The organism is Streptomyces sp. NPDC043876, from assembly GCF_056435825.1.
The window spans coordinates 170,997-196,846 of sequence record NZ_JBWKDV010000012.1 but is presented as its reverse complement, the minus strand read 5'-3'; the positions used below and the strand labels follow the sequence as shown (position 1 = coordinate 196,846).

Below are 25,850 nucleotides of genomic sequence, written 5' to 3'. Positions count from 1 at the left end.
CAGCGATCAGCTTCCCGTCCGGCAGGCCCACCAGGGCAGGTGGGGCACTCACGGCCCCTCCCCGCCGCCCGTCCACGCGGAGGCAGTCCATGGGCTACGAGCAGATAGTCAGCGGTTCCATCAGCTTCGACCGCCCCGTGGCGGTCAGCGTGCAGGACTACACCCGCCTGCTCGAGTTCGAGATGGCCGTCTGCCACTCCGAATTCGAGTCCTCGGCCCGCCCCCTGCTGGTCGGCGTCGCCCTTTCCGGCGGCGCCGACGGCTGGGCCAGGCCCTGCGCCTGGCTGGGTCTCTTCACGACCCTGGAGCGGATCGCCCGCACCCACGGCCGCAGCATGACGGCCCGCGCCGACTGGTTCGGCCAGGACGGACCACGGGACCGGGGAGTGCTCGTGGTCGATGCTGGGGGCCTGATCCACATGGCCCCCAGCAGCGACGGCCGCACCGGTCTCGCCTCCCACCGTGCCCGAGTCTGCGACTGCGCAGAGTTCCGCAGTCCGGGCGCCGCCTTCCCCCGCGTGCCCACGCCCGACTCCGGTGTCCGAGCCGAGCCGTACACGGCGGGCCCGTTCACGGACTACCGCGTGATGTGCGACGAGCACAGCGAGGTCGCATACCACCAGCGGCACGCCGACGCAGCCGACGCCTGCGAGCGCCACATCCTCAACGAGCACGCGGACCGGCTGCTCCCGCCCATGGCGCCCGCTTCATCCTGAGGACGGCGATCAGGGCGCCGCCCGAATGCCCGCGTTCCGGCGTGGGCCCGTCCCGGTCCCACCTCTTCGGCATTCCCGTCTTGGGGGACGACAGGCACGCCTGTAGGGCAGGCATCGTGCCCGCCCCCGTCCCTTGCTCACCCAACGCACGCCGCACGCCGGAACTCGGACGTGTCATGCCCACTTCCACCACAACTCCTGGAGCACCCATGACCAGTGCCAACACCCCCGCTACGCCTTCCCCGAGCACCGACACCGACACCGACAGCCTGACCAAGATGAGGCGGCACCAGCACCTGACCGGCGAGGCCGCCGAGAAGTTTCAGCAGGACGTGGCCCGCCACTACAAGGGGGGCAAGTCGATCCGCCAGATCGCCGAGGAAACCGGACGGTCGTACGGCGCCGTCCACCGGGGCCTGCTACTGGGCGGGGTAAAGCTGCGCGGCCGGGGCGGGAACACCCGCGGCAAGTCCGCGCCCCAGGCACCGGCCGAGTGACGCTCGGCCCCGCCGCTCCTTCGTCACCAGGAGCCAACCCCTTCCACACCGGTCCGCGCTTCGTCCCGCGTTGCGCGGCTTCCGGCTGACGCCTTCCGGAGATTCCGATGGGATACAACACCGAGTTCGAGGGCGCCGTCGCCGTCGTCCCTGCGCTCAATGCCTCCGAGGTCGCCTACCTCAAGGCGTTCGCCCGCTCGGGCCGCGCCGAGCCTCAAGGGCCCCTACTGCGTGGAGCCAGTCCACATCTGGCCTGCGGGCGAGGCACCCTCGCTTCCCACGGTCGCAGAGGACGTCACCGACGTGAACCGGCCGCCCATGGGGCAGCCCAACCGGTTCTGCCACTGGGTGGCCAGCGATGACGGGACCCTCATCCACTTCGACGGTGGCGAAAAGTTCCACGACGCCGAGGACTGGATGAGGTATCTGATCGAACACTTCCTGCGTCCCGGCGCGCTCGCCCAAGGCCATCCCGGGTTCGAGGGGTTCACGTTCGACCACACCGTCAACGGGACCATCCTCGCCCAGGGCCAGGGCCAGGGCTGGGGCGACTCCTGGTGTCTCGTCGTCACCGACAACGTCGTGGACGTCCAGTACTGACCCTCCCCGGCATGCCGGTCCCCTCCCGCGTTCCGACCAGGAGGGGGGCCGAACCCGGCGAATCACGCCGAGAAAGGGCTTCCACCATGTTCAACCGCACCTACGCCGACTGCGAGTTCATCCGACGTGACATGAGCCCCAGAGGTCTCATCTCCGTCGGCCTGACCGACCAGCAGGGCAGGAACTTCTACGCCGTGAACGCCGGCATGGACTACGCCGCCGTGCAGGCCGACCCCTTCCTGCGTGAGCACGTCCTGCCGCAGCTACCCCGGACCGCCACCCTCGCCCTCGACCGCGATCACCCCGACGTCAAGCCCGCGGGCCAGATCCGCGACGAGATCGCCGCCTTCTTCGCCGAGGCCCCAGAGTCCCGCGTTTACGCCTACTACGGCGCAGGCGATGTCATGCGGATCCACGCCCTGTGGGGACACGACTGGAACGCCATGCCTTCGAGCATCCCCCGGCGTCTCTCCCACGACCTCGCCGACCTGATCGAGGAGGCCGGAGTCCGGGCCCAGATACCCGAGCAGCAGACGCCGGCCCATCACGCCCTGAACGACGCCCAGTACAACCGGCTGATCCACGAGGTCGTAATGCGGGCTGTCGGCCAGCTGCCGCCGCCGAAGCCGCCGACACAGACCCGCGAGCAGCTCTTGGAGCTGCTGGTGAACAGCCTGCGGCGTAGTCCGGTCCCCGGACGGGGCCGGACCCCGGAGGAGCTCGCCGCCGTACTCCCGCAGTGGGTTGCGGACGACATCGCCGCCTACGAGCCCGGCCTGCGGGAGCTGCGCGGTGCCGCGCACGCAGCCGAGCTCCGGTACCGGGAGGCCCTGGTGCGCTACTTCTCGGCGCTCCCCTCCGAGTCACCCGCGTGAGGCTTCCCGGCGCCCGGACCCGCGCTCCGCCCAGGCGGCTCCGCCGATCCCGGTATTCGACACCTCCTGCATAGGAAGAGGACACCCCCATGAAGCCACGTTCGTACGTGGAGATCAGCCAGCCGCACTCCCCCGCGCCCGGCCGGCTGGACAGCGAGGTCCGCTTCGCCGTGTCCAGCAGGGCCCGCGCGCAGGCGCACCGCAGCGCGGCGCTCCGCCTGGCTGACGCCTTCGACCTGGAGTACGTCACGCCCTGGCGGGTCAACCCGCGCTGGAGCATCTACAAGGAGCAGACCGAGGGGATCCGCTACGGCGCCCCGGACGAGCGGCGCCTGCAGGTCAGCGGGCCCGCGGGAACCGTGACGCAGTTCCTGGCGGCTCTGCCGCTGCTGCTGGAGCAGCTCGAAGCGGCGGCAACCCGCGCCGCCCGGGCCTTCGGCTCCTGGCGGCGCTCGGCGACTGCCGAGGCGGCCTGGCACCTTGACTACGAGGACGCCGGAACGCTGAGGGTCCGCGCGCAGCAGTTCCGCACGGACGTCCTCGCCCACCTGGTCGGCTTCCTGGGCAAGTCGTCTCCGGGCGTGGCCGCCGACCGGGACGGTTCGCGGCCGCTGTGGGAGCAGAGCAGGGCGGTCGCCGCCGAAGTCTGGGCCGGCGGGCCGATGGCGCTTCGGGCCGATACGGCCGAGGAGCTCCCGGCCGGGTGCGACCTGTCACTGCTCCCCTGGCTCCCGATGGCCACCCGCGCGCGGCCGGTGCCGTCCACGGTGGAGGAACTGCTGCGTCTGGCCGGCTCCGACCCTGCTCCGGCCGAGCCCGGACTCCGGTTGCGCCAGGACCCCCTGCCCATCAGCGCGGACAGCTCCTCGGCGCGGTCTTCGACGCGGGCTGGCGTGCTCAAGGTCGCACCGTGACACACGGATTCGCCGGTCCGCCTGCGGACGCGGTGCGGGGCGGTCACCGGCCGGCCCCCGTCACGGCCGTTGCTCCACCGTCCAGCCACCACTCCAGCGCCGGGGCGAGGTCGCCTTCCCGGGCATGGCGGGGTGAGCCCGTGATCGACGCAACCGCAGTGCACCCGGCGGCCTGTGGCTGCACCTCGTGCCTGGTGGGCGAGTCCGTGCCCCTGAACGGAGCAACGGAAGCCCAGGTCGCCGCGCTACTGCTCGGCAAGCTCGAAGACCGCACCGGCGCGGAGTTCCGCATCCAGGCCACCTACCAGGCGTGCGCTGCGGCGCCGTTGACCGAGGCCGTGCCGAAGGCGGTGACCGTGCAGGCGTCCCAGGGCCTCATGTGGTTCTTCGACTCCGCGTTGCTGCCCCTGCGCCCGACGCCCTGAACCAACCTCCCGAAACACGCGCATCCCGCATGGATAGGTGGACATATGATCGACTAGCGGGTACTCTTTGAGTGGCGGTAAGGGCAAGGCCGCCACCCTCCGGCCGCCGGGGACGAGCCATCTCGTCTCCGGCGGCCGGTCTGCATCCGCACGAGAAGGAGAATCGGTGACCCGCATTAACCGCACCCCTGAGCAGCAGCGCAGCACCGCCGATCTCGGCATGTACGGCACGCTGGAGATCACGGCGACGTCCGACCCCGATTTCGGGGCGGTCCATTTCGAGCTGCGCGCTCCGCATGTGCGAGGTTCGGTCATCGTTTCCCCGGCCGCCGCCCTGGTGGACCCCAGCGACGCCCTGCGCCCGTACGGATACGACATCGCCATTTCCACCGAGGTGGCCGCACTGCCGTTCCCGGTCCCCGCGTCACAGCCGCTGAGCGTCAACGGCATCGCCCTGTCGGGCACCATGAAGGCCCTGATCGCAGAACCCTGGTCCGTCAGGCCGCAGCGGCGAATGAAGTCCGGCGGCTTGACCTCGCTGCCCCGGCCCACCGACGCCTATGCCCGGACGGTACTCCTGTGCGTGATCCGTGCGTGGGACCAGCGCACGGACCGTGGTGAACTCGAACGCGCCGCCCGCAGCACCTCGGCGGTCATGGCCTACAGCCGTCACAGCAGGCGGCTGGCCGGGCAGATGCGGTTACTGCGCGCGGCGCAAGCGCAGGTGGCGGATTCAGAGGCACGGCTGGCCGTGCTGCTTCCATCCGCCCGGGCTGCGGTCTCACAGGCCTCCCGCAGGCTGACCCTCATCGACGACGACCACATGCCGAGCCTGCTGTCCGGCGAATAGGGCCGAGCGGGCCGCTCACCGCGGCCCGCACCATGCCGACCCCATCGCCGAAGCCGCCCATCCACCGCATCCCCATGCCCCTGGAGGAACCATGCCGCCCATCGGGTCCGCCCCGGCCGCCGGCAGAGAAGACATCGCCGTCAGCAGCACCACCGTGCTCGAGGCCGGCCGGGTGCGCTACACCATCGAAGGCCGCCGTCTGCACGGCTCCTTCGTCGTCGTCCCTCTCGCCCTGGCCGGCGGGCCGTTGACCCCGCAGGCGGTCAGGATCGAATTCGGAGACGGCCCAAGCCTCGGCTACCTCCAAGCCCGGCCGGACGAACCGGTCATCAACGGCATCACGGTGCACGGCTTCACCGACGACATCGACCCCGAACACCCAAGGCGCCATTTCCTGCTCGGCAGGCACACAGTCCGCTCCGACGGGCGCGACCTTCCCCGCGGAACGGAAAGGCGCACCCAGACGGTCATCCTGGCGCTGCTCGCGCGCTGGCGTCAGCGTGCCGACCTACCCGCCCTGATGCTCGCGGCGGTGCGCGCGCGGACCCACGAGCTCGCGGCCCACGAGAAGCAGGAGGGCGACAAGGTGCGGCTCCAGCTCGGCAAGGTCGACACAGAGCGCGCGGTTCTGCGGCAGCGCGTCAGCACGCTCACCGGGCTGCGCCGACGGCGCACCCCCCAGCCCGCCCTGGCCGATCCCCGGCTGGTGGCGGTTCCGTTCGCCGACGAGAGCGGCCGGCCCCTGGGCGTTCTCAGCGTCCGCGAGGTCGAAGTGGACCCCGTCGCGGGCACCGTGGTGTACGAGGCCCATGGGCCGCAGGTGGCCGGCCGCTTCACCATCGGCTCCGAGCTTCGCACGTCGGACCCCGTCCCCGGCGGCATCCACGTCACCTACGGACACGCCGCGCTCTCCTCCTCGGGCCCTCTTCCGCATGAGCCGACGGTCAACCGCGTGCCGATATGCGGGGAGTGGAACACGTCCCGGCCGGTCACCGCGGTCAGCCCCGACCGCGTGGCCGCGCGAGTGCGCACCAGCGGCCGGGCTGGTGGCAGCCCGCCGACCCTCACCCAGGTTCGTCTGTCCGGTGCGGTGCGCGCCCTGGCCCTGCGCTTCCTCGCCCGGCCGGATCTGCAGGAGCTGCGGATCGCGGCCGGGAAAGCCGACTGCGCATACCGGCTCGCGATGGACCGAACGGAGCTGCGGCGGCTCACCGCGGAATCCCGGACACTGCGGAACCGGCTGGCGGTTCACCGGTCCAGGAGGTCTCGATACCAGTCACTGCGCATGGATGAGTGTACTTCTGATCTAGAAACAGGTACCATTATTGATGTCGGCGCGAGTGCGTCGACCGAGGGGAGGAAACATGTTCGCGCTGACACAGAGCGAGAAGAAGCACCTGCGGGCAGCCAGCCAGCACCCCGAAGGCCAACTCCCGCACGGTGTGAGCGAGCGCGTCCTGGGCTCCCTGTACGAGGAACTGCTCATCGTCCGCTTCGACAGCGACGGGTACGTCATCACCTCCGTGGCGTCCGCACTCCTCGACCGGCGCAAGGGCCCCTTCCGAATCACCCCGGCCGGTCGTCTTGCGCTGCTGAGTACGCCGCAGCAGCGGGCGCTGATCCACGACATCGGCGAGAACGGACAGCTCGCCACCGGCACCCCGTGGGCGACGGTCAACTCGCTCGCCCAGATGCGGCTCGTGGAATTCCGCGACGCACACGGCGCCGTACAGGCCACCGACGGAGACACCGGCGGCAGCCGAGGCCAGCGCAACACGCCCCACCTGACGGAGATAGGCCGCACGATCGCCGGACTCATCCGCGATCGCACCCCCTGACCCGGCCAGCCCCCTTTCCGGGGCGTACGTCCGGGGCCTTTGGCCCGGGCGTATGCCCCCTCACTCAACACCTCTTCGAACGGAAGGCCCCCATGCCGCACGAGCAGAGCTCCACTACCGAACCGCACCGCGCCAGCGTCTCCAGGCGCCTCGCCTTCACGGCGCTCGTCGCCGAGCTGGTCGCGTTCTACGCCGTCGCCCGCTTCATCGAGTACCTCCTCGACTTCAACTCGCCGTACCTGCTGGGCCTGCTCAACGTGCTGCTCGGCTGGGCCCTGCTCCCGGTCAGCAAGACCGCACAGGCGACCGGCTTCGGGCTGCGCGCCCTGCTGCGCCGCCACCAGTAGTCCACGCCCTGCCCTGGGGCCACGGCTCGGTCAACTGAGCCGTGGCCCCCCGTCCCCTGCCCGCTGACCGCCGTGAAACCCTCCCAGCCCGCCTCGCGCCTCTGGAGATTCCGATGTCACTACTCGCCGACCAGGCCCGTACCGCTCTGGCCACCGAACCCTCGCTGAAGGGCTGCACGCTGAAGGTGACCAGCCACGCCCGTCGGCTCCACATGGGCCTGTCCATCAGCGACGCGGGCTGGGTAGTGACCGTTCGGACACCACCGGGGACCAGCCACGAGCAGGTGGTCGCCTTCGTCATCCACCAGAGGCCGTGGATCACAGCGAACCGCGCCCACGTAAGCGAAAACGCCGCAGCGACTCCCCGCAAGGAGCTGGTCACCGGCGAGGGTTTCGACTTCATCGGCGCCCCCATGCGCCTCAAGGTCACCGACACCCCCGGCCCCGTGGCGCGCGTCCGCACCGGGTCGGGCTGGTGGCTCACCGCCAACCGTGCGGAGCTCGCCCAGCGCGGAGCCGCCCCCGTCATCGACTGGTACGCCGAGGCGGGCGCGGGCTGGCTCCAAGAGAACGCCCCTGAGCTGTGGCAGCGCATAGCCCCCCAGGCCGCCATGCCCGCGCTCGCCGTCGAGCGCTCGACCAGGCGCTGGGGTTCGTACCACTGCCCCCGCCACGAGGTACGCCTGGCCTGGCACGCCTTCCAGCTCCCGCGTCCGCTGCTCCACTACGTGCTGGCCCACGAGCTGGTCCATGCCGCGCGGCCCGGCGGCCGGCCGCACGGCCCGGAGTTCTGGAACCTCTTCCAGCGCCACCTGCCCACCGCCCGGCGGGACCACCACCTCATCCGCAAGGCCGGGCCTCAGGTGTGGGACGGCGCGATCCGCCGTGCACCCTGACCGGGCTGCCACTCACGCTCTCCCTTCAACCACTGAACCAAGGAGCCCCCGTGGCCACACGCCACCCCCGGCTGTACGCCCTCCACGCCGACGGCACCGAGTGCCCGCGCAGCGGTCCCGGCGCCCACAGGTACACCGTCTCGGGCAAGCCGCTCACGGCCGGGTGTCCCGGGCGAACCTGCTGGGTCGCCGAGTGCCGTTGCGGCTGGAGCACCACCGCTTCTCTCAAGGTCGCGGCAGACGAGCCCCGCAAGCGCCACAGCTGCCCGCGCCCGCCGGGGTAACCCGCCCGCTGGCCACAGCGCCCCTCGCGCCGTGCCCTCCGTCTCCTCGCCACCGGCTTGCCCACGCCGCTTCCCCCACCTCGCTCTGGAGCCACCGTGCGCACCCCGCCTCCCTCGACGACCAGCCGCTACTCGCAGATGAGCCCGCTCGAACTCGTCGACCTCGCCGCCTTACACCACGCTGAACTCCAGCGCCTCTTCGGGACACCGATGAACCGGCAGGCCCGGGCCGACGCATCGGCCCACGCCGCCCACCTCGGCTTCGCACTCCTGACCTGCCGCGACAACTTCGGCCGTGACCTGTGGAACAAGCACCTCGCGCCTACTCTGCGCGACGTCATCTTCCTGGAGGAACTCGACGCCGCCTGGAAGACCCGGCTGCGCCTGGCCTCCGTCCTGTACATTCCCAACCCGCCTGCCCCGCAGGTCCGGCTCGCCGAAGCCGCCGCACCCCACCTGACTGCGCTGGGCGAGCACCTTGCGGAGGCGCAGGCCTTCCTCGACCAGGGGCTGCGCGGATGACCCCCCGCCTCGGCCGGCTTGCCACGGCGCCCGGTCGCCGGTGAAAGCCGTACTCGAAACCTGGTGGGACGTCTCCCTGGACTCCTACGCCCGCGACAACGGCATCGATTCCGCGAACGTGCCCCGCGAGCTGTCCTGGTACATCTCCGCCAGCATCAACGACATCGCGGCGCTCGACACAGCAGAAGGCTGGGCCCGCGACCACGGCAGGCCGGGCCGCCTACGGGTCGCCGGGAGCCGCGCCCACGTTGGCCTTGCCTGGTGCCTGGACGTCGACCGTGCGGCCTGGCTCGCCACCCGCGGCCTCGGCCCTCGCGCCGGCGCCCGGCGGGACCTCCTCGATCACATGACGCAGGAGCTGTACCACCTGCCCTCGCTCTGCACCACGGACGCGGTGATGCGCGTCCGCTTCCGCGCCGCCAGCCAGCTGATAACCCGCACCCTGCGCCCCCAAGACCGACACCGCAGCGCCAGCCGCCTGCCACATCCCTAGAGCGCGACACAATATGAGGGGAGGAACGGATGAGTGACTTGGACGGGGTCTTGATCGGCTGGCAGTTCGCCGCTGTACTCATGGCTGCGAGCCTGGCAATCGGGCTGCCCTGGGCCGCGTACACCGGGCGTCACACCGGCTCGCACGGCCCCGGTCTGGTGCTGATCATCGGGGGCGCGACATTCAGCGTGGGTGTCCCCGCGGTGCTCTCCGCCGACGCCCAACCTGTCGTCTTGGGGTTCCTCGGTGGCGGCGCGGTGGGCCTCGTCATGGGGCTAGCCGTCTGCGTGGTCATGTCCATCCGTTGGGTGCGCGCGGGATCCTCTGGCGGCTGAACCTGGATCACCCGAGGGTCCGCCTGCGCCAAGGCGGCCCACAACAGGTACGTAGCACCCTTCAGGCGAGGTTCGGTTACCCACGGCCCCATCCCACCGCCTTCCTACTTTCTCGGCGAGGTCCTCATGTCCACTACTTACCGGGTGATCGTCGACCGTTCCGTTCCCGCCCGGGACGCCGATCTCATCGCAGTCGTTCCCCCCGAGCTGCTGCCGGCGCCTACGGGGCCTGTTCCGGACCGTCCCGCCTGGGCAGGACGGGCACCCCGGCGGTTCGAGCGGGGAGACTCCTACCGATGGCTGCAGTACAAGGACGGCTACCGGGCCGCCGCCAAGCATCGCGGCCGCTACCGGATTGAGGCCCTCACCCCCCTGTCCGCGCAACTGCAGCCGCTCCAGGACCGGATGGATGCCGTGCTGGCCATCGTCAAGAAGGCGACGGACCCGCAGATCCGCACGGTACTCGGGGCCGAAGTCCAGGCCGTCGCCGAACTGCTGACCCGGCATGCCACGCTGTCCGCACACAAGCCCCTTCCCGAGGACACCAGCAGGGCGTCCCGCGAATTCTACGGTGCCCGCAGCGCAGCACTCGATGCGGTCCTCGGCGCGGCCGAGGACCGTATCCGGCGGATGGAGGAAGTCGCCGCGGTCAGCCGGCGGGCAGATCAGGCCCAGCGACTCGCCGAAGCCCTCCCCGCGGCGGAGAACCACAACGATGAGGTCCTCGACCTCCTCGCCCGGGCCACCGCGGGGTCCCTGGCAACGGACGTGGACCAGCTGGCCGCTCTCGCGCAGTTCCGCCTCACCCACGCGATCGAGGGCGCCGAGTCCCGGGCCGCCGCCATGACCCTGGCCATCACGCCGCCTGCGGCGGCATCTTCGCTCGCCGATCGTGCCGCGGCCCTGGCCGCAGACATCCACTCCCTTGCCGAGGAAGCCCCTGCGCTCCTGAGGGACGTCGCACGGAGTATCGACAGTTGGCTGGGCAGCACCGGCCAGGCGCCCGCGCCCGGCGCCGGAGGGTCGGCCTGCGGCTAGTCCGCCCGCGCGGCCTCGCACCGCGCCGGCACTTCCCCGCGCCACACTCCGAAGGCGTCACGAGACTGAGCGGGTCCGCACCCGACGGCATCTCTAGCCGCAGACGAGTGCTTCCGAAGCCTGATACTCGAATTTTCGCATGGTTAAGTGGACACAATCAGCTCGTTCACGTATCTTAATACCTGTCGCCGCGGGCTCGGCCGGACATCGTCTCCCTGATCCACAGCCCTCCCACCTCATCGTCAAGACCGACCCATACATCCCGCCCGACCCCAGGAGGGCCGCCAGTTGACTCGCTCATCGCCTCGATCGTTCCGCCCCGGCCCCGGAGCCAGCGCCCAGCACATGGCGAGGCTCATCCGCTCCGAAGAGATCCGCCGTCAGCACCGGACCGCCCGGTGGCTGCTTCCGCTGACGGCACTGCCCTGTGCCGCGCTCGCCGTCTGGACCTGGAGCCTGGGGGGCTGGATATCCCTGCTGGGCGCCCTCGTTCCCCCCGCGTATACAGCCCGCCGTGTCTACCGTTCGTCCGGCAGCAGCTGGGCCAAGGGGGCAGCTGGCGAGCGGCGCACCGCTCGCATCCTGATCCCCCTCGTCTTCTTCGGGGCTGGACGATGGGCCGTCCTCCACGACCGGGCCATACCCCGGTCCTCGGCAAACGCGGACACGATCCTCGCCGGTCCCCCGGGCATGGTCATGGTGGATTCGAAGAACGTGCTGTCGGCGAAGTCCACGCTGCGCGTCAGCAACGGCCAGCTGTATTCCGGCCGGTACCGGATGGCCCTCGACACCGTGGAGTGGGAAGCCTCCCGCATCCAGCAGACGCTCGGCACCCCCGTGACCGCGATCGTCGCCGTCCACGGAGCAGCCGTTCCCGGCGGCCGCCTGCGTATCGGGAACGTGATCGTCATCCCCGCCAGCCGCCTTCGCTCCACGCTCCGGCGCCTCCCTCGCCAGCCCGGATGGAACAAACGCCACGTCCGGAGCATGGCCATGCTCGCCGACGCTCGATTCCCCCCGAAGACCTGACCTCAGCTTTCCCGCCCTCCCAATCCGTGACGACCAGAGGAACGCACTTGCTCACTTCCCACCTCGCCGGCGAGTTCATCGCCTGCCTCCTCAAGCGCGGCGTCCCCGCCACCTACGACTCCAACGAGCGGCTCGTCGTCGCAACGCCCCCTGGTGCCCCGTCCACCCGCACACCCGGCGGTGAGCACATCGTGTTCGTGCACATCGGCACCCATCTCAAGGGGGCGGCCCCGGAGTTCGTCCAGGGACTGGTCGCCACCGCCTGGGGCAGCGACGGACCGCCGGACTTCGCGGAGATCACCACCGTCTACCGAGGCACCTCCCACGCCTACTTCTCGACGGACGCCGAGCGGTGCGCCCAGGCCGTCGCCGAGTGGTTCACCGTGCCCCGCCGAACCAACGGCGACGTGCTGCTCACGGCGCTCAAGGCCTACGGCATCACCGGTGAACCCTGCTACGACACGTACGCCATCCCGCTCGACCCCAACGCCCGGCCGGGCACGGTCGGGGAGGGTCCGCACCTGTGGGTCTGCGGTCCGGACGGGTTCCTCGACCGCGTTCCAACCGCCCACGACGGCTGGGTCGTGGGGGTCTCCGACCACGGAGGCAAGCCCGACGGCGGATATCTGTACCGCAGCGACGGCAGCGCCGGCTGCACGGCCGACTCCGATGCGGCAGCGGCCATCATCGCGAGCTATCTCAACACCCCCGGCCTGCGCCCCACAGCGACCTGACAGCCGGGGCCGGGGTCCGGACGGTCAGCCGTCCGAGGGCCGACGACCCCGGAAATCCGTCTCCCTCATCCACAGGCCCCGCACCGCAGCCTCTCCCCAGACCAGAAGTCGATCAAGGCTTCCCGAAGGGAGAGACGCCATGTGCCAGTCAAAGGCCGACGGCGGACGGCGCTGCGTGTCCTCGCACCCCGCAGTGCGCGCAGCCCGCAAGGCCGTGCCGCCCGGACTCGCCGAACTCCTCGCAGCCACCGAGGACCAGGCCGCTCACGCCGCGTACGCCGAAGCCGTGCAGGCAGCGGCACAAGCGCGCGAGGCCGCGGCCGCCGGCGACGACGAGCTGGCTGCCGCCTACGCCAAGCAAGCCCGCGAGGACGCCGAGCTGGCCCAACAGCACCTGGCCGGCAACAGCGAAACCAACGCCGGCCTCATCGGCGAAACCCCACCGCCCGGCGCCCCTGAACACGTCCGCTCCGCCTACGCCCTCGCCAAGGCCACCGGCAACCACCAGGCCGTCCTCATACCCGGCCCCGGCGACCACCAGACCGTCGCCTGGGACGAAGACGGATACGCCGGCGCCGTCACCATCCACCCCTCCCCCGACGACGACACCCGCCCGAGCACCCGCGTCACCCTCACCGACCTCGACCGCAACCGCTACGAAGCCCTGGCCAAGTCCCCCTGGGACTACCGGACCGAACACGGCCAGGTCATCTACGACCGCGTACCCGCCGACGTCGCCGAGGAGATCCTCCACACCGCCCGCACCGGCGAGCCAGCCAAGCCCTGGCGAAAGCACGGCCTCACCGCTGGAAAGAACCGCGACGCCCTCGACGACGACGACATACACCGCCTGCACCGGGAGTCTTACGCATGGGCCGCCGAACTCGACGACGACCAGCACGCCTGGCTCCAGGGGTACTGCGACGACGACTACGAGCCCATCAACCACCACCTCTACACCGGCGCCGACCTCGATGACGCCCCCGAAGGCCTGTCCGCGTCAGCACGCGAGATCACCGAGCACCTCGACTCCGCTATAGCCTCCGCTCCCGAACCCGAAGACCCCCACATCACCTACCGCGGATACACCCCACCCGAGGCCATCAGGGCAGCCGACAACGTCGTGCCCTGGGTTCAGGACAATTTCAGGGTCGGCCAGGACTACCGCGACGACTCCTACATGAGCACGTCCCACTGCCCAGAAGTCGCCGCCAGCACCTTCGCCGAAACCGAGTTCCGAGGACGCGACGGCACCCTGGGCAAGGCCTCCCACGGTGTCGTCTTCGAAGTCGTCTCCCGCCACGGAGCCGCCGTCACTGCACTCTCCCACGACGAAACCGAGTACGAACGCCTCATGCCCCGCAAGGCCACCTACCGAGTTGTCGGGATCCACGACAACGTCATCATCGACAGAAACCGATGCGTCGTCGTTCAGCTGGTCCACCTCGACGAAATCCCACGCCACTAGGTTTCCCGTTTCCCACCCGCAGTGGTACCGCTGACACTGGTATGCGGTCCCACGCCAGCATTGGAGAACAAGACATGTCCCAGTCCCGCTCATCGCGTCTACAAGGACAGCCGGCACCCCAACCCGTCGCAGACGGCCATGAACCGCTGGCACCGGCCCGAGTGTCATTCGACGATCTCGCTGCCCAGAGTGACGACCGAAGCCACGGCGAGCTCCTCGCATACCTTCCAGCGGCAGTTCGCGCGGACCTCGGGCCCCAACCAGCTTCAGGTCCCCGCCTGGACCCCGTGAGCCTCCGGCGCATTCGGCGCCACTACATCGCCCACTCTTCCGATGCCTCGGCCCTCCCCAGCTCGCTTCGCGAGGTCCTCGGCCTGTAGCCCGTGCCGCAGCCCGGAGGATCACATGATCCAGCCAGCAAGTTTCACTTTTTCACAAACTTCCATGCATTCATCAAGGCGGTTGTTAAGTCAGTGCCCAAGGCGGTTACTACGGCACTCACCATGGCGAGTGTCAAGGCGGTTCTCCAGGCGGCGCCTAAGACACTTTCCATGGCGGTTCCCAACGCAGTCTTCAAGGCGGTTCCCATGGCGGTCACCAAGGCACTCACCAAGGCGGCAGCCAAGGCGGTTGCTACTGCGCTTGCCTAGGCGGCGCCCAAGGCGATTGACATAGCAACACCCATAGCAATACGTATGGCGGTCCTCATGGCAGTACCTACCGCACCAATGCATGCACTCACTCATTCAGTTGCTCACCCACTTCCGCATTGAGAGCAAGGCGCCACCTTCCATATATGCACCAGGCTCCACACGCTCGCTTCCTGTTCATTTGACGTATCATTTGGCACCCACTACAACGCCTAGACAGGCACCTTGGCTGGCTTGACGCCCTTCTTTCACACCTAAGCCCGTATGGTTTTGCCCGCCTCACGCCCTCGCCTCTCGCCCCTCCCGCTGCAGACGAATCTCCTGTAGTACTCACTCTGTTTAGTGCAGTGATTCGTAGCTTCGCGTGTTTCTACAAAACCTCACGCTACGAGCGCATATCGCGCATTCAGCGGCATCCATGCTCATCTAGACACCCCAAAGCGTGCTTCTGGGCGACAGTGCAGCGAAACGTCAGCGCATGCTCGCGTGCACGTTCTGATGCCCTACGCCGCCCGCTTCCACGCAACGTCGAGCCCATGAGCGCGCGGTGGACGGCTGCTGTTCATCCTCAGCACCGCCCCGCCTACCCTTGACGAAGCGCAGGTCGACACCTCTACACGGTCCACACCAGAGCCTCAGGTAACCCATCCGGCTGAGCTGTCACTCCGTTGGTGGCACCTCTCTGCTTTTGACTCACGCAACACCCCCCGGACCACTTCCCGGAGCATCCGGATTGGCAGCAGGCCGCGCTGAGTCGCGCACACCGGGACGGGCGCGCTCACCCCACCAACGCCAATCCCCAGCTCAACGCCTCGCCATGGAGCGCAAGCGTTCAGGGCCGCACACGATCTCAACGCCACCGCCCGCAACGTCGCCTCAGCCAGCGCCAGGTCGGTCAAACCCATCAGCAGCCAAGGCTCCATGTCGACAACCGCACCGGGCAGTTAGCGCCACCGAGCGCATACCGGTATATAGCGGTTCCGAACTACCAGCAGGCGGTCCTGTCAGTACCGAACCCCCGCTCACGATGCGCCTGAGACACGCATATAACGCCCCATTGAAGCCGAACTACTGGGGCAGGCTGTTACCCTGTGCGCCGTCGGGTGAACCTGGCAGGCCCAGCAGTGAACTGGCCCCGTCCTCACCCGCGCTCCACGGCAAACACACCTCGGTAAGGACCGCAATGCAGGTACTCGTAGTCGCCAGCCAGAAGGGTGGGGTTGGGAAGACGACCACCACCGTGAACATCGGGGCCGCGCTGGCGACTGCCGGCAAGAGAGTCCTTCTGATCGACCTCGAACTGCAGGGACAGCTCGGGGTCTCGTTGGGCGCCTTCACCAAGAAGCCCAGCGACATCGGCAGCGCTCTGCTCGACTACATCGACGCTGTGGATGCGGACGATCTCAGCTCCATGCCGTCTCTGCACGAGCGGATGATCGACCGCAGCGTCCTCCTCAAGGGATTCGACGGACCTGGAACTCTCCACGTCATCGGCTCCGTCATGGGCGTCACCGAGCGAGCGCGCACCGAGGTAGCCAAGCGGGGCTGGAGTGCCACCGCCACGCTGCGCCGACTCCTCCTGACCGTCGAGAACGACTTCGACTTCGTCCTCATCGACACGCCGCCTTCCGCTGATGCCCTCGCTTCTGTCGCCCTTGCCGCAGGTGACTACGTGCTCGCCATCTGCAACCCGCGGCTGGCCACTGCTGACGGTGCACGCGTCGTGCGTAACAACACCCAGCGGGTGCCCGAGCGAACCGCTGATGACGAGAGCGGCCTCGTCTGCCGCCCCAAGTTTCTCGGCACAGTGGTCAACGAATCCAGGCCCCCGTCGAAGCGAACCGACGAGGCCGATGCCGTCGACGCCTACCTTGCCAAGTGGGATCTACATCCCTTCTCCGCCGAGATCCGCACGAGCGATCAGATTTCGGCGTCCTACGGCATCAGTCGACCGATTGTGATCGATGAGCCGGCATACGCAGCGAGCCGCTGGTACGAGGACCTCACCCAGGAAATCATCGACCGCATCGCAGCTGGTGCGGCATGAGCGGGCGGGGCAAGAAGCGCGCTTTCGACTTCAGTGCGGTCGAGCACGTCGGGAACGACGCAGACGTTGGCGGCTTCCTCGGCAACACGGAGGCGGAGGAGGAGCGCACCACCGAACGACTCCCGGTTCCGTCCCCGGCTAGTGAGCGCGTTCCGACTACCGAGGAACCCGCCGCCGAGCAGCCCGCCGCCGAGGAACCCGCCGCCGAGCAGCCCGCCGCCGAGCAGCCCGCCGCCGAGCAGCCCGCCGCCGAGGAACCCGCCGCCGAGCAGCCCGCCGCCGAGCAGCCCGCCGCCGAGCAGCCCGCCGCCGAGCAGCCCGCCGCCGAGCAGCCCGCCGCCGAGCAGCCCGCCGCCGAGCAGCCCGCCGCCGAGCAGCCCGTGCGCCGCCGCCGGCCCCAGGCCCGGGACCAAGGTGTCCGATTCACAAGTATTACGTCGGACCCGCCCATCCTTCGGACGAAGGCCAAGAAGACAAAGCTCAAGCCTGGACAGGCTGCCGTGGTGGACTCGTTCCTCGACCAGCGCACCCGCCGGAACTGGGTCTCCTGGTCAGGGCGGTTGGTCCCTGACACCGAGAACGCCTTGAAGGACCGGGCGTACGAAGACGCGGAGACTTCCGGCCGTCGGCTCCTCTCAGCCAGCCACTACTTCGACGCAGCGATCAAAAGCCTGCCGGAGGACAGCGACGAGGTTGAGAGGCTTGCGACCGACTGGCTGATCGACCGCTGGGATGGAGAGCATCCCAAGGGAGAGAACGCCCAGTTCAGCATCAGCCCGGAGGCGCAGCAGCGGCTCACCGAGTTGAAGAAGTCACTCCGAGGTACGCGTCACGGCATCTGGATCGATGTCCTGAGCGCTGCGGGCGACTGCCTCCTCGACCTCCTCCAGGACGAAGGGCCGATGCCGAGCCCCTGAGTAGGTCGGAACAGCACGCCCTTGGGCCGAGCCGGATACATCCGGCTCGGCCCAAGGGCTTTCTGGAATCCTCCTGGAGCTCATCGAAGGACAGTCCCGAGAACCCTTCACTTCACTAATTCACTTGGCTCCGGGCAGTCATGCAGGCACTCCCTCATGCAATGAGGCGAACAGGAGAGCAAAGCTCCCACGGATGCAGCAATGCGACAGGCCCGCCCCGTTCACTTCATTGACTCTGCCAGATCCATCCTCTGATTCTGTCGCATCGTCAAATGTGGACCGCTCATCCATCACAGCGACATAAATGACCTGGTCAGCGGCGGATCTGACGATCCGGAGGGCTGTGATGAGTCCTGTCGCGACACGCCGGTATGGTTCTGGCAGTCCCACAACGCTGGTCTGACGCGATACAGTGGGCCAACACATAGAGAGGTGTTCGACATGCCTTCGCCCACAGGCGCCTGGTCGCTTCGGAGACTTGCATCCGAAGCCGGTGTGCTCCCCAAAGTTGCTCGCGATGCGGCAGCCGAAGGGGTCATCGACCAGATGGTCATCGTCGAGTCGGACATTCTCCTCGTCCGCCTGTACGGGGCGCTTAAGCGCCATGTCTGGCCCGAGGAACGGCGTCCGGCCAACAAGGATCAGGGGCTACGGCTCTGGGAGCAGATAGCGATCGATACCGTCCGGGGCGCAACTCCGGAGGAACTGGGCCCCGCAACTGGCCTCTTCATCCACCAAACAGGTGCCCGGCTGGCTAATGGTCCGGGCGAGTACTGCACAGAGTTGTTCCGGCTGCAGGACGAGCCCTTCTACTACGCCCCCATCGGGAAGTGGTTCCGCGAGCTCCCGTCCCAGCGCCACTACAGCGAGTGGGCAGCTAGCTGATGACCTGCGGCCCGATCCCGGAACGATCACAACCACCCACCTAGCCAGAGGTCTGGCATCGGTGCACAACGGGCCCGAGACCGGCGGTCACGGGCCCGTTGTCGTTACCGAAGGAGCGGAGGCTCACACCAACATCCACACCCCCTCTACGACCACTTAGAAACAAGCGGGTGGTCGCCTCAAGCTCACACCTTCGACTGGAGTCGATCATCGCTACCGGTACGAGGGCGGGCTTCGCTCTGCCTTCATCCGATGCGAAGCCTGCTCGATTCAAGTCCTTCAACGCCGCTCGGCGCGGCCTAGAACCGCGCCGCATGAGGCTGGTTAGTGCTGGCCCGGTGTCAGCGTCCGGCCCGGGACTGCCCCTGCAGTTGAGCCGATCGATGCGTGCGCGCCTGCTGACCGCTGTGCGGGCCGTGTTGGCCGATCCTGCGCTGGCTGGTGCTCGGGATTCGGTGCTGCTGGCCGCGGTTGTGCTGCTGGCCAAGTCGCCGGCGTCTTCGCCCGCGGTTCTGACGCGGGCGCAGGAATTGGCGCGCTGGTCCGGCTACTCAAAGTCATACGTTGATCACCACGTGCTGCCTGAACTCCGGGGTAGGCGTGTCGCTCTGTCTCGACCAACGAAGGACGGGGAGGGCCAAGTCGATGGGCTTGAGCTGACCCTGACGGCGTTGGTCCGGGCGCGTGCCGAGGGGCCGGCCCACGCGCTATCGCTATCGCAGCGGGAGCTGGCGACGTTTTTGCGTCTGGCTGAAGCGGTGTTCGGCCCGGGTTGGGCTCCCAAGGACGCTCCGGAGACGCCGCCGGGGTTGCTCGGCGGCCGGCAGGGACCGGGGGCTGCTTCGGACCGCTTGGTGCTGCTGCTGCTGGTTCTGCTGGCTCGCCCGAACGGACGGGTGGTGATGGCGCCGGGTTCGGTGGCAGCGGGTCATGGGCGGGCGGCGGCCACGGTCGCCCGGCAGCTGGGGTGTGAGCTCGATGATGCTCAGCGGGTCGTCGGCCGCCTGGAGGCGGCGGGGCTAGTCGAGGTCCACGGTGAAGGAGCCCGGGAGCGCCTGGTTGTGCCGGCGGTCGCCGCGGCACACCGTGCTGCGTCTGCCGTTGAGCCCGCCGGGCGCATCGAGTCAACGCCGGCTGCGAAGGACGCTGGCTCGACGAACTCTGGCTGTGTGCACTGCGAGCACTGTGCGGCTGGTTCCGACGATGGGGCGGGTGAGCTGTCGGGGGAAGGGTTTGTTCAGGACTCGTTCGACGACGTACTGGGTGAGGTTCCGGCCGGTCCTGTCGGTGCACTCAGGGTTCGCTCCAACGTCGATGAGGCTGACGAGGCGCCTGAAACCTATGGGGCGACTGGGGTTGAGCAGGATTCGCAGGCTGATTCGTACGTCGGCGATGGTGCACTCCTCCACACCGACCACCCTGATGTGGTTACTGCTGATGCTTCTTCTGACGGTGATCTGGAATGCTTTTCCGGCTCTGCCGTCTCGGGTTGCGGTCCGCTGCCGGACCGCGCACGGGCGGGCGAGGATGCCGCCGAGGTGAAGTCGTCGACTGGGGGCTCGTCTTGCGCTGGGCAAGGCCCGCTGCGCGGGGACAAGCCTCCTGCTGCTGATGGGGGAGTGGCTGCGGCTGGTGGGCCTGCGTGGCTGTGGGCGCAGGGTTCTGCTGCTGTGCCGCGGGACCTCGGCGTGGTGCTGGAGCCGGTCCAGTCGCTGTGGTCCCGGTTGGTGAAGCCGGGGACGCAGCGGTGGCTTGCTGGTCTGGTCCGCGGCGAGCTGGACCGGGTTGTTGATCTGGTTGGTCGTGATCGGGCTGTGCGGGTGCTGGCCGGTCGTCTCGAGCGGCGGCTGGCTGAGCTGTTTGGTGCCCCGGTGACCGATCCGGTGGCGTGGATGGTGGGCCGGGGCCTGCCGCAGCGCCCGGGGTGCTGGTCGGTGCTGTGCGACGACGGCCATCGGATGAACACCGGCCTGGGCTGTGACAGCTGCGAGGCCGTGGTCGGTGACCGGCGTGAGCTTCGGGCCCGTATCCGCTCCGAGGTTGTCGCGGAACTGGCGGGGTTGGGTCCGGGGGAGCGGCGGGCGGAGGTGGAGCGCCGGCTGAACCTCGGCGTTCAGCGCCAGGCGGCCATGGACCTGATCCGGAGGGAGCGAAGCGCTGCCGAGACGGCCCTGCGCCTGGAGGCCGTGGAGCTCCGGCGCGCTGAGCTCGCAGCTCAGGAGGCAGAGCGGGCCAGCCGGCCGTGCGCGGACTGCGGGGTCGTAGAGGCCGGCGGGTTGTGCCTGGGCTGCACTGCGGCCCGCGGTTTGGCGGAGGAGGTGCGCAAGGCGGTCGCGGTGGCGGTCGCGATGCGGGCCGACCTCAGCAATCACCAGGCCGTACGGGAGCTGTCCGCTCGGATCGAGGCGGACACGGTGGCCAGTGCGGCGGCGGCAGCCGACGCCGCGAGCGTCGATGACCCAGCCGTGAGGGCCTTCGCCCGGCTTTCCGCGGTGCGCCAGATCCTGGCGCGGCGCACGGGGTGGGCCCTGTACCGGCTGGAGCGCGGGTCGGTCGCCGACGCTGCGGCGAAGCAGGCCGGCTGGACCACCCGGCGGCGGGCGCCGCAGTACGCGAGCGCCGCCGACCTGCTGGAAGCGGTGGCCAAGGCGGAGGCCAAAGCCCGGGGGGAAGCGGCCAGGGACCTGCTGGGCGATCTCCTGGCGGAAGTGGAGCGGGCAAGGCCTCGAGATGCCGGCCGGCCACCCACCGACTGGGCCGCGGCGCTGTCCGACCTTGCGGAACGGCCGCTGCCCGGCGAGGAGGTTGCCGTCAGCGCCGACACCACGGGCGTACTGGTGAGAGCGGCGTGAACGGATGCGGGGGCCGGCGCCGCAGAAGTGGGCTGGTGTACGTCGTTCCGCAGCAGGAGCCGTCGGCGAGGCTGCGAGCCTGGGTGGATGCGCTTCCCGGTCTGTCGGCGAAAGCCCGCCGACTGCTGCTGGAGGGCGACACCCAGCGCCGGTACGGCGGCCGCACCGAGGACGAGGCAGGATTCCGGGTGACTGCCGCACTCGCGGCGATGTTCTCCCAGCCCGGCCGGTCCTTCTCCCAAGCCGATTTCTATACGGCCCTGGTGCTGCGCCCCACAGCGGGTGGAGCCTGGGCCAGAGGGCTGCGGGCCCGCAAGGGCGAGCGCTACCTCGAGGGCAAGCTCGCCGAGATGCTCGACAAGGCCCGCGCGTTCTGCGCCGCCTCGCCGCCTCTGACGAACGTGCTGATGCCGGCCTGGAGATCGCGCTGGCCCGACAGGCTGTTGAGCGGCACACATGGCGGGGGAGAGCTGCCGGTGCGGACGAGAAGAACCTGACCGCCCGGCTCCGGCTGGCCGAGAAGGCCGGTGGGCTCGTTCACCAGGTCGCGGTACGTCAGCTCGCCGAGCTCATGGGGTGCGCCCGCTCCACCGCGGAGGCCTCCAACTCCCGTCTCACGGAGCAGGGCTGGCTTCGGATGCTGGAGGCCGCGGGGGGCCGGGGAGAGGGCTCTGCTGTTGGACCGCACCGAAGACTTCAGTCGGCACGGCTGCGACCTGGGCACTGATGTCTATTGTACGGTGGCTTGCCGCGCATCTGCCGCACAAAGGACTTCAGCATCAAGTTGCTGCTCAATCCGTCAACTCTTCATCCTCTTCCACCCGGTGAATGTGGATGTACCGGCCAGTTGGCCGATCGAGGACCAGCGTGATGGGCTCGGGTCCGGTTGACGGCGCCTCCTCGATGTCGGTCATGACCCAGTCGTAATCCTCCCCGCCATCCGGGTCAGTGGGGCGCGGAGCCAGGCTCAGCGGGATCGACGCTGCCACGATCGTGTCGTCCGGCACCCTCGCCAGAGCCGCCCGCAAGCGGCCTACCGTCCATGCCTCGACGGTGTGGTGGTAGCCCTCCGAGCTGATTCGACGGTCGCTCATCCTCTGCTCCTTCGCTTGCCGGACCGCGCGCCCGGCTGCGTCCTGACCAACGCGCTTGCCGACCAGAAGTGTTCGGTGCGGCACTGAAGGACCGAGTGAAAAGTCTCGTGCGCTACTGAAATCTTCGGAGCCATCCGACATCTGCCTGGAAACTCCTCGTCCCCGAAGCCGCCGGTGACCAACGTGCGGCGCCGGGACAGTTCCCACCTGCAGGAGAGGGGGGCAGAAAGTGTCCCGGAAACGCTCAGCCGCCGGCACGTGACAGCCGGGCGCTGGACCGGGTCATGGCTCATGACGCCTTCCACGCCCGCGCCCACGGCACATCCGCGGCCCGGTTGCTGTCCTGCCTCACGGCCCTGGACGGAGCGAGCACGGCGGACCTCGCCGAAGCGACCGGGCTCCACCGAACGACCGTACGTCGCCGCCTCCGTGCCCTCCTCGACGACCACCTCGTAGAAGTGGCCGGCGACCTGTACTACCTGCCGCGCCGCCTCGAATCTGGCGCCGGCCTAGCCCCTGACCAGCGGCAACTCAAGCATTGCCCGGGAACGCGGAACGGACGGCCTTGGTGAAGCCCGCCGACTGCGGCACCAGGCGCAACGCAAGGCCTGGCAGCGGTGGCTGGCCGAGCAGTCCGCCCGGATCCGCGAGAATCGGCGGCCTCACCGGCCGCCCGTACGCCTCGTCCCCGAAGGCGTCGTCGACATCACTACCGGTGAGCTGGACCCGGCCTGGTACGGATGGGACGTCTCCGATCCGTACTGGCCGATTCCGCGAGACGACCTGCGGCTGCCTGACTCCCGGCCTGCCGCGCAACAGGTGGCGTGACCGTCCCCCATAGGCCGGGACGCAGGAACAATGGCAGGCAGCACCCCGTCGACCTCAGCAGGAGTCATGGCACGCCCGACCTGGTCCTTCACCACCGAAGTCCTCGCCGACCGGTGCGCAGCCGCCGCCGCTGCCGCGGACCGAGTACGTGCCGGCAAGGAGCACCTCGCGCAGATCCGTCCGGCTCACTGGCGGGAGTTGAGCGAAAGTGATCCGGCTGCCTATCAGCGTGAGCTGGCCGCCCACGTTCGGGGTTCCGCTTGGCAGCGTGGAAACGAGGGCCTTCACGCCGCGGCGGCGGTGAGCGAGATTCACGACGCCGCGCTGCTGCGGGCCGCGAACCGGGCCCTGCTTCGTCGAGCGGCCGCACGGTCGGCCCCGCGCCGGTTGCCGGGGCCTCGTCTTCTTCCGGGCGGGGTCACTCCCCGGTGGTGGACGGAAGCGGTCACCCGCTCCGACGCGGGCATCTGGCGGGCCATCCCTCAGCCGGGCCCCGAGTCCGCGCTCGCCCCTGGTGACTCGCCCCTGGTTCAGGATGTCGCCAGCCAGGCTCGGATGCTCCAGGCCAGCCTGCTCGGCCACCGCACCAGGGACAAGCTGTACGAGGTGTACGAACCGGATCACCCGGCCGAGAGAGAGTCTGGCCCCTTGCCGAGCCGCGGGCGCGGCCTGCGGGTGCAGCTGGGCCGTGAAGAGGAATTCGACCAGGCCCACACGGACTACTTCGCCGTCTGGACCCGTGCCCGTCGCTATGGCGACTCGGTCGTCGCCCTGTTGCGCTCCACCAGCTGACCGGCCCAGCGGCGCGAAAACCGCTGACTCAGATGCCGCGCGCCCCCGCTGCGCACGGCAGCGTCAGGGACCCCCGCCCGAGCGCTGGCAGCGCAGGCCAGCCGGTAGGGTGCTGCCCTCGCTCAATGGAGGTAGACCATGGACGACGAACCCCTGGACCAGTGGGCCGCACGGCGTCAAGGTCGGCTTCGCAAGCCCGGCGAATTCAAGGCCATCACCCTCAGCACCGGCCCCCAGCGCGCCGCGCACCTCGACCCCCAGGTCCCGCGCCTGATCCTCGAATGGGACGGATTCTCCTGGCAGCCCGTGGCCACCGTCGAGAACTACGCGGCGGCAAGCCAGTTCATCAACCCCACCCAGCGAGCGGAGGACACGCAGGTGCCCGGCCACTCGCCGGCGCCGAAGAAGGAGCCCGGCCGACACCGAAAGCCCCGACCGTGAAGGAATCGGGATTCCGGCAAATGGCTATCCGTTGTTCGCCCACTGCCATGCCCCTCCGCGCTGGACGGGACGAGCGTCAGCGCTCCCAGTTGCGACATGCCTACATCGCGTGGCCGAACGGCGCCGACGGGCCCCCTCGCGACGGGCTCGTCGAGGAGGCCACCAGCTGGTTCTGCTTGCCCGCCGCCCTGTTCTGACGCTCGCCTTCACCCTGATGGGCATCAGCTCAAGCAGGGCGCAGGCCAGCAGGGCGCTACTGCTGGTGGGGCGGGAAGGGCGCCTTGCCGCTTCCCGTGGCCGGGCCGAGCAGGCGCAGGAACTCTTCCTCGTCCACCCCGTCGAGCGTGATCGGGCCCGGTGACGGAGGGAGGTCGGTGAGGATGAGGTCGTACTCGCCGGTGTCGGTCGCCGAGAGGGACCTGGGGCCGTCGAAGTCGAACAGGACGGCATCCGATCCGTGCAGCGCCAGGCTCGCGCGCAGGTCAATCGTGGTGGTGGTCTTGCTCTCGCCGCCTCGGCGACTCTGCTGGAAGGGCGTGTTCAGCCCCTCCGTCGTCTGGGCGATGATGCCTGCCCATTCCGGCTGGACGGGCTTCGGGTCTACCGGTTCGGCTTCGGGGGCCGGCGTCATGCTTTCGACGATGCGGCGGGCGACGACTCGCCGGGTTCCGGGGTGTTCGGCCATGTAAGCCTTCACCGCCTGGTCGACTGCGCGGCGGTCTGCGTTGGTCATCGGTGTCCCATCTCCAGCCAGATCCCACGCATCACGGCACACGGAGGTAACCCGGGTGTGCGCGAGTCCTGGACTCTTGGCCGCATCGACTTCCGAGCGTGGGCGGAGGTCTTGGCAACAGGCGTGGCGCGGATCTGCCCAGCGCGCAGTCTATCGGTCGGCACCGACGGAGACGATGGGATCGAAGACACCGACACGACCAGGGCACTGCTGCGGGCCCCGAGGTTGCCGCGGGGACGCGGGCTACGACCGTGGGATCCGCTCTCTGGGAGGGCCGCCAACTTACGGCTGTACGTCCTGGCCGGAGGTCCGTCGGCGGCCTCGAGCAGAGCCGGGTCGTGACGGCGGATAGCACGATCCACGCCTCGCGGACGCGCGTGGCCCAAGGCCGGGTGCGAGACGAATCGCATCGAGAGTTCGGAGATCTGAAGTCGCGCTGCTGCTCGTCGAGGACGCGGGTCGCAGCCCAGCGGCGGCAGGACTGCGGACATCACAGGGACTCGCGGGGGAGTCCTTCCCGGTCCGCCACGCGGTCATCGGATCCAGAGCCGCGATCGTTTCGGAGCGAGCGGACTCCAGCCGGCCCTTGTCGTAGTAGGCCACCGCACCAACCGAGCCGTCGGGGCGGGGAACAGGCGTACGTGCCCGGTCGGCCACGTCGGCCAGTACAGCCGTCCGCCAGCCGTGCGCACGTGCTCGGGGAGTCACGGATGGGGCGCTCCCGCACCGGCGATCCGTCCGCGGTGCGCA

Annotated in this window: 30 protein-coding genes; 27 read left to right on the top strand and 3 right to left on the bottom strand. The window is 69.3% G+C overall.

Annotated features, from left to right (window positions below):
• Positions 1–89: 89 nt before the first annotated feature.
• The 7 genes from AC0693_RS32045 (at position 90) to AC0693_RS32015 (ending at position 4,877) form a co-directional block, all read left to right on the top strand.
• Positions 90–716, top strand: a complete 627-nt coding sequence (locus tag AC0693_RS32045; RefSeq protein ID WP_478803712.1) for a hypothetical protein — start codon at positions 90–92, stop codon at positions 714–716.
• Positions 717–994: 278 nt separating this feature from the next.
• Positions 995–1,213 carry a helix-turn-helix domain-containing protein gene (locus AC0693_RS32040; protein ID WP_478803756.1) on the top strand — a complete coding sequence of 73 codons (219 nt, stop codon included), beginning with the start codon at positions 995–997 and terminating at the stop codon, positions 1,211–1,213.
• Positions 1,214–1,444: 231 nt separating this feature from the next.
• The gene (locus AC0693_RS32035) at positions 1,445–1,813 is read left to right on the top strand and encodes a hypothetical protein (protein ID WP_478803711.1); all 369 of its coding nucleotides are present in this window, start codon (positions 1,445–1,447) and stop codon (positions 1,811–1,813) included.
• Positions 1,814–1,899: 86 nt separating this feature from the next.
• A complete protein-coding gene (locus AC0693_RS32030; protein ID WP_478803710.1) occupies positions 1,900–2,688 on the top strand; it encodes a hypothetical protein in 789 nt (262 codons plus the stop codon).
• An 89-nt stretch (positions 2,689–2,777) separates the two neighbouring features.
• Positions 2,778–3,602 (top strand): hypothetical protein, encoded by an 825-nt coding sequence (locus tag AC0693_RS32025; RefSeq protein WP_478803709.1) that lies wholly within the window; start codon positions 2,778–2,780, stop codon positions 3,600–3,602.
• A 140-nt stretch (positions 3,603–3,742) separates the two neighbouring features.
• Positions 3,743–4,027 carry a hypothetical protein gene (locus AC0693_RS32020; protein WP_478803708.1) on the top strand — a complete coding sequence of 95 codons (285 nt, stop codon included), beginning with the start codon at positions 3,743–3,745 and terminating at the stop codon, positions 4,025–4,027.
• Between the two features lie 166 nt (positions 4,028–4,193).
• Positions 4,194–4,877 carry a hypothetical protein gene (locus AC0693_RS32015; protein ID WP_478803707.1) on the top strand — a complete coding sequence of 228 codons (684 nt, stop codon included), beginning with the start codon at positions 4,194–4,196 and terminating at the stop codon, positions 4,875–4,877.
• 508 nt (positions 4,878–5,385) lie between these two features.
• Here AC0693_RS32015 and AC0693_RS32010 read toward each other — a convergent pair.
• Positions 5,386–5,778 carry a hypothetical protein gene (locus AC0693_RS32010; RefSeq protein WP_478803706.1) on the bottom strand — a complete coding sequence of 131 codons (393 nt, stop codon included), beginning with the start codon at positions 5,776–5,778 and terminating at the stop codon, positions 5,386–5,388.
• 463 nt (positions 5,779–6,241) lie between these two features.
• Between AC0693_RS32010 and AC0693_RS32005 the strand changes: the two genes are divergently transcribed.
• The 16 genes from AC0693_RS32005 to AC0693_RS31930 all read left to right on the top strand — a co-directional run bounded on the left by AC0693_RS32005 (position 6,242) and on the right by AC0693_RS31930 (position 21,709).
• Positions 6,242–6,715, top strand: coding sequence for a hypothetical protein (locus AC0693_RS32005; RefSeq protein WP_478803705.1), 474 nt, complete (start codon positions 6,242–6,244; stop codon positions 6,713–6,715).
• Positions 6,716–6,807: 92 nt separating this feature from the next.
• Positions 6,808–7,062, top strand: coding sequence for a hypothetical protein (locus AC0693_RS32000; RefSeq protein WP_478803704.1), 255 nt, complete (start codon positions 6,808–6,810; stop codon positions 7,060–7,062).
• Positions 7,063–7,175: 113 nt separating this feature from the next.
• Complete coding sequence (locus tag AC0693_RS31995; RefSeq protein ID WP_478803703.1) at positions 7,176–7,958, top strand: M48 family metallopeptidase; 783 nt, start codon at positions 7,176–7,178, stop codon at positions 7,956–7,958.
• A 50-nt stretch (positions 7,959–8,008) separates the two neighbouring features.
• Complete coding sequence (locus tag AC0693_RS31990) at positions 8,009–8,242, top strand: hypothetical protein (RefSeq protein ID WP_478803702.1); 234 nt, start codon at positions 8,009–8,011, stop codon at positions 8,240–8,242.
• 96 nt (positions 8,243–8,338) lie between these two features.
• On the top strand, positions 8,339–8,764 hold the full coding sequence (locus tag AC0693_RS31985; RefSeq protein WP_478803701.1) for a hypothetical protein: 426 nt from the start codon (positions 8,339–8,341) through the stop codon (positions 8,762–8,764).
• 40 nt (positions 8,765–8,804) lie between these two features.
• Positions 8,805–9,257 (top strand): hypothetical protein, encoded by a 453-nt coding sequence (locus AC0693_RS31980; RefSeq protein ID WP_478803700.1) that lies wholly within the window; start codon positions 8,805–8,807, stop codon positions 9,255–9,257.
• Between the two features lie 29 nt (positions 9,258–9,286).
• Positions 9,287–9,592 carry a hypothetical protein gene (locus AC0693_RS31975; protein ID WP_478803699.1) on the top strand — a complete coding sequence of 102 codons (306 nt, stop codon included), beginning with the start codon at positions 9,287–9,289 and terminating at the stop codon, positions 9,590–9,592.
• A gap of 126 nt (positions 9,593–9,718) precedes the next feature.
• Positions 9,719–10,630: a hypothetical protein gene (locus AC0693_RS31970; RefSeq protein WP_478803698.1), complete on the top strand. Its 912-nt coding sequence runs from the start codon at positions 9,719–9,721 to the stop codon at positions 10,628–10,630.
• 345 nt (positions 10,631–10,975) lie between these two features.
• The gene (locus AC0693_RS31965; protein WP_478803697.1) at positions 10,976–11,659 is read left to right on the top strand and encodes a nuclease-related domain-containing protein; all 684 of its coding nucleotides are present in this window, start codon (positions 10,976–10,978) and stop codon (positions 11,657–11,659) included.
• A 47-nt stretch (positions 11,660–11,706) separates the two neighbouring features.
• Complete coding sequence (locus AC0693_RS31960; protein WP_478803696.1) at positions 11,707–12,393, top strand: hypothetical protein; 687 nt, start codon at positions 11,707–11,709, stop codon at positions 12,391–12,393.
• 139 nt (positions 12,394–12,532) lie between these two features.
• On the top strand, positions 12,533–13,861 hold the full coding sequence (locus tag AC0693_RS31955) for an ADP-ribosyltransferase (RefSeq protein ID WP_478803695.1): 1,329 nt from the start codon (positions 12,533–12,535) through the stop codon (positions 13,859–13,861).
• A gap of 1,833 nt (positions 13,862–15,694) precedes the next feature.
• The gene (locus AC0693_RS31950; RefSeq protein WP_478803694.1) at positions 15,695–16,558 is read left to right on the top strand and encodes a ParA family protein; all 864 of its coding nucleotides are present in this window, start codon (positions 15,695–15,697) and stop codon (positions 16,556–16,558) included.
• A complete protein-coding gene (locus AC0693_RS31945; RefSeq protein ID WP_478803693.1) occupies positions 16,555–17,475 on the top strand; it encodes a hypothetical protein in 921 nt (306 codons plus the stop codon). The genes AC0693_RS31950 and AC0693_RS31945 overlap by 4 nt, the downstream gene beginning before the upstream one ends.
• A gap of 432 nt (positions 17,476–17,907) precedes the next feature.
• On the top strand, positions 17,908–18,360 hold the full coding sequence (locus tag AC0693_RS31940; protein WP_478803692.1) for a hypothetical protein: 453 nt from the start codon (positions 17,908–17,910) through the stop codon (positions 18,358–18,360).
• A gap of 383 nt (positions 18,361–18,743) precedes the next feature.
• On the top strand, positions 18,744–21,212 hold the full coding sequence (locus AC0693_RS31935; RefSeq protein ID WP_478803691.1) for a hypothetical protein: 2,469 nt from the start codon (positions 18,744–18,746) through the stop codon (positions 21,210–21,212).
• Positions 21,213–21,247: 35 nt separating this feature from the next.
• Positions 21,248–21,709: a hypothetical protein gene (locus AC0693_RS31930; protein WP_478803690.1), complete on the top strand. Its 462-nt coding sequence runs from the start codon at positions 21,248–21,250 to the stop codon at positions 21,707–21,709.
• A 294-nt stretch (positions 21,710–22,003) separates the two neighbouring features.
• On the opposite strand, the gene AC0693_RS31925 is transcribed toward AC0693_RS31930, so the two are convergent.
• A complete protein-coding gene (locus AC0693_RS31925) occupies positions 22,004–22,306 on the bottom strand; it encodes a DUF6225 family protein (protein ID WP_478803689.1) in 303 nt (100 codons plus the stop codon).
• 284 nt (positions 22,307–22,590) lie between these two features.
• Between AC0693_RS31925 and AC0693_RS31920 the strand changes: the two genes are divergently transcribed.
• From AC0693_RS31920 to AC0693_RS31905, 4 genes are all read left to right on the top strand, one after another.
• Positions 22,591–22,878: a helix-turn-helix domain-containing protein gene (locus AC0693_RS31920; RefSeq protein ID WP_478803688.1), complete on the top strand. Its 288-nt coding sequence runs from the start codon at positions 22,591–22,593 to the stop codon at positions 22,876–22,878.
• Positions 22,879–23,200: 322 nt separating this feature from the next.
• On the top strand, positions 23,201–23,926 hold the full coding sequence (locus AC0693_RS31915; protein ID WP_478803687.1) for a hypothetical protein: 726 nt from the start codon (positions 23,201–23,203) through the stop codon (positions 23,924–23,926).
• 138 nt (positions 23,927–24,064) lie between these two features.
• Positions 24,065–24,367 (top strand): DUF6087 family protein, encoded by a 303-nt coding sequence (locus AC0693_RS31910; protein WP_478803686.1) that lies wholly within the window; start codon positions 24,065–24,067, stop codon positions 24,365–24,367.
• Positions 24,368–24,414: 47 nt separating this feature from the next.
• Complete coding sequence (locus AC0693_RS31905; RefSeq protein WP_478803685.1) at positions 24,415–24,564, top strand: hypothetical protein; 150 nt, start codon at positions 24,415–24,417, stop codon at positions 24,562–24,564.
• A 56-nt stretch (positions 24,565–24,620) separates the two neighbouring features.
• On the opposite strand, the gene AC0693_RS31900 is transcribed toward AC0693_RS31905, so the two are convergent.
• A complete protein-coding gene (locus AC0693_RS31900; protein WP_478803684.1) occupies positions 24,621–25,100 on the bottom strand; it encodes a P-loop NTPase family protein in 480 nt (159 codons plus the stop codon).
• Positions 25,101–25,850: the final 750 nt, after the last annotated feature.

What these genes read in the sequence shown, in the direction of transcription:
- AC0693_RS32000 (WP_478803704.1), top strand. Translation starts at nt 6,808, where the DNA reads ATGCCGCACGAGCAGAGCTCCACTACCGAACCGCACCGCGCCAGCGTC.
- AC0693_RS32030 (WP_478803710.1), top strand. Translation starts at nt 1,900, where the DNA reads ATGTTCAACCGCACCTACGCCGACTGCGAGTTCATCCGACGTGACATG.
- AC0693_RS31905 (WP_478803685.1), top strand. Translation starts at nt 24,415, where the DNA reads ATGCCCCTCCGCGCTGGACGGGACGAGCGTCAGCGCTCCCAGTTGCGA.
- AC0693_RS31950 (WP_478803694.1), top strand. Translation starts at nt 15,695, where the DNA reads ATGCAGGTACTCGTAGTCGCCAGCCAGAAGGGTGGGGTTGGGAAGACG.
- AC0693_RS32005 (WP_478803705.1), top strand. Translation starts at nt 6,242, where the DNA reads ATGTTCGCGCTGACACAGAGCGAGAAGAAGCACCTGCGGGCAGCCAGC.
- AC0693_RS31935 (WP_478803691.1), top strand. Translation starts at nt 18,744, where the DNA reads ATGCGTGCGCGCCTGCTGACCGCTGTGCGGGCCGTGTTGGCCGATCCT.
- AC0693_RS32040 (WP_478803756.1), top strand. Translation starts at nt 995, where the DNA reads ATGAGGCGGCACCAGCACCTGACCGGCGAGGCCGCCGAGAAGTTTCAG.
- AC0693_RS31920 (WP_478803688.1), top strand. Translation starts at nt 22,591, where the DNA reads ATGGCTCATGACGCCTTCCACGCCCGCGCCCACGGCACATCCGCGGCC.
- AC0693_RS31945 (WP_478803693.1), top strand. Translation starts at nt 16,555, where the DNA reads ATGAGCGGGCGGGGCAAGAAGCGCGCTTTCGACTTCAGTGCGGTCGAG.
- AC0693_RS31915 (WP_478803687.1), top strand. Translation starts at nt 23,201, where the DNA reads ATGGCACGCCCGACCTGGTCCTTCACCACCGAAGTCCTCGCCGACCGG.
- AC0693_RS31995 (WP_478803703.1), top strand. Translation starts at nt 7,176, where the DNA reads ATGTCACTACTCGCCGACCAGGCCCGTACCGCTCTGGCCACCGAACCC.
- AC0693_RS31900 (WP_478803684.1), bottom strand. Translation starts at nt 25,100, where the DNA reads ATGACCAACGCAGACCGCCGCGCAGTCGACCAGGCGGTGAAGGCTTAC.
- AC0693_RS31970 (WP_478803698.1), top strand. Translation starts at nt 9,719, where the DNA reads ATGTCCACTACTTACCGGGTGATCGTCGACCGTTCCGTTCCCGCCCGG.
- AC0693_RS31925 (WP_478803689.1), bottom strand. Translation starts at nt 22,306, where the DNA reads ATGAGCGACCGTCGAATCAGCTCGGAGGGCTACCACCACACCGTCGAG.
- AC0693_RS31975 (WP_478803699.1), top strand. Translation starts at nt 9,287, where the DNA reads ATGAGTGACTTGGACGGGGTCTTGATCGGCTGGCAGTTCGCCGCTGTA.
- AC0693_RS31965 (WP_478803697.1), top strand. Translation starts at nt 10,976, where the DNA reads ATGGCGAGGCTCATCCGCTCCGAAGAGATCCGCCGTCAGCACCGGACC.
- AC0693_RS31910 (WP_478803686.1), top strand. Translation starts at nt 24,065, where the DNA reads ATGGACGACGAACCCCTGGACCAGTGGGCCGCACGGCGTCAAGGTCGG.
- AC0693_RS32025 (WP_478803709.1), top strand. Translation starts at nt 2,778, where the DNA reads ATGAAGCCACGTTCGTACGTGGAGATCAGCCAGCCGCACTCCCCCGCG.
- AC0693_RS31955 (WP_478803695.1), top strand. Translation starts at nt 12,533, where the DNA reads ATGTGCCAGTCAAAGGCCGACGGCGGACGGCGCTGCGTGTCCTCGCAC.
- AC0693_RS32045 (WP_478803712.1), top strand. Translation starts at nt 90, where the DNA reads ATGGGCTACGAGCAGATAGTCAGCGGTTCCATCAGCTTCGACCGCCCC.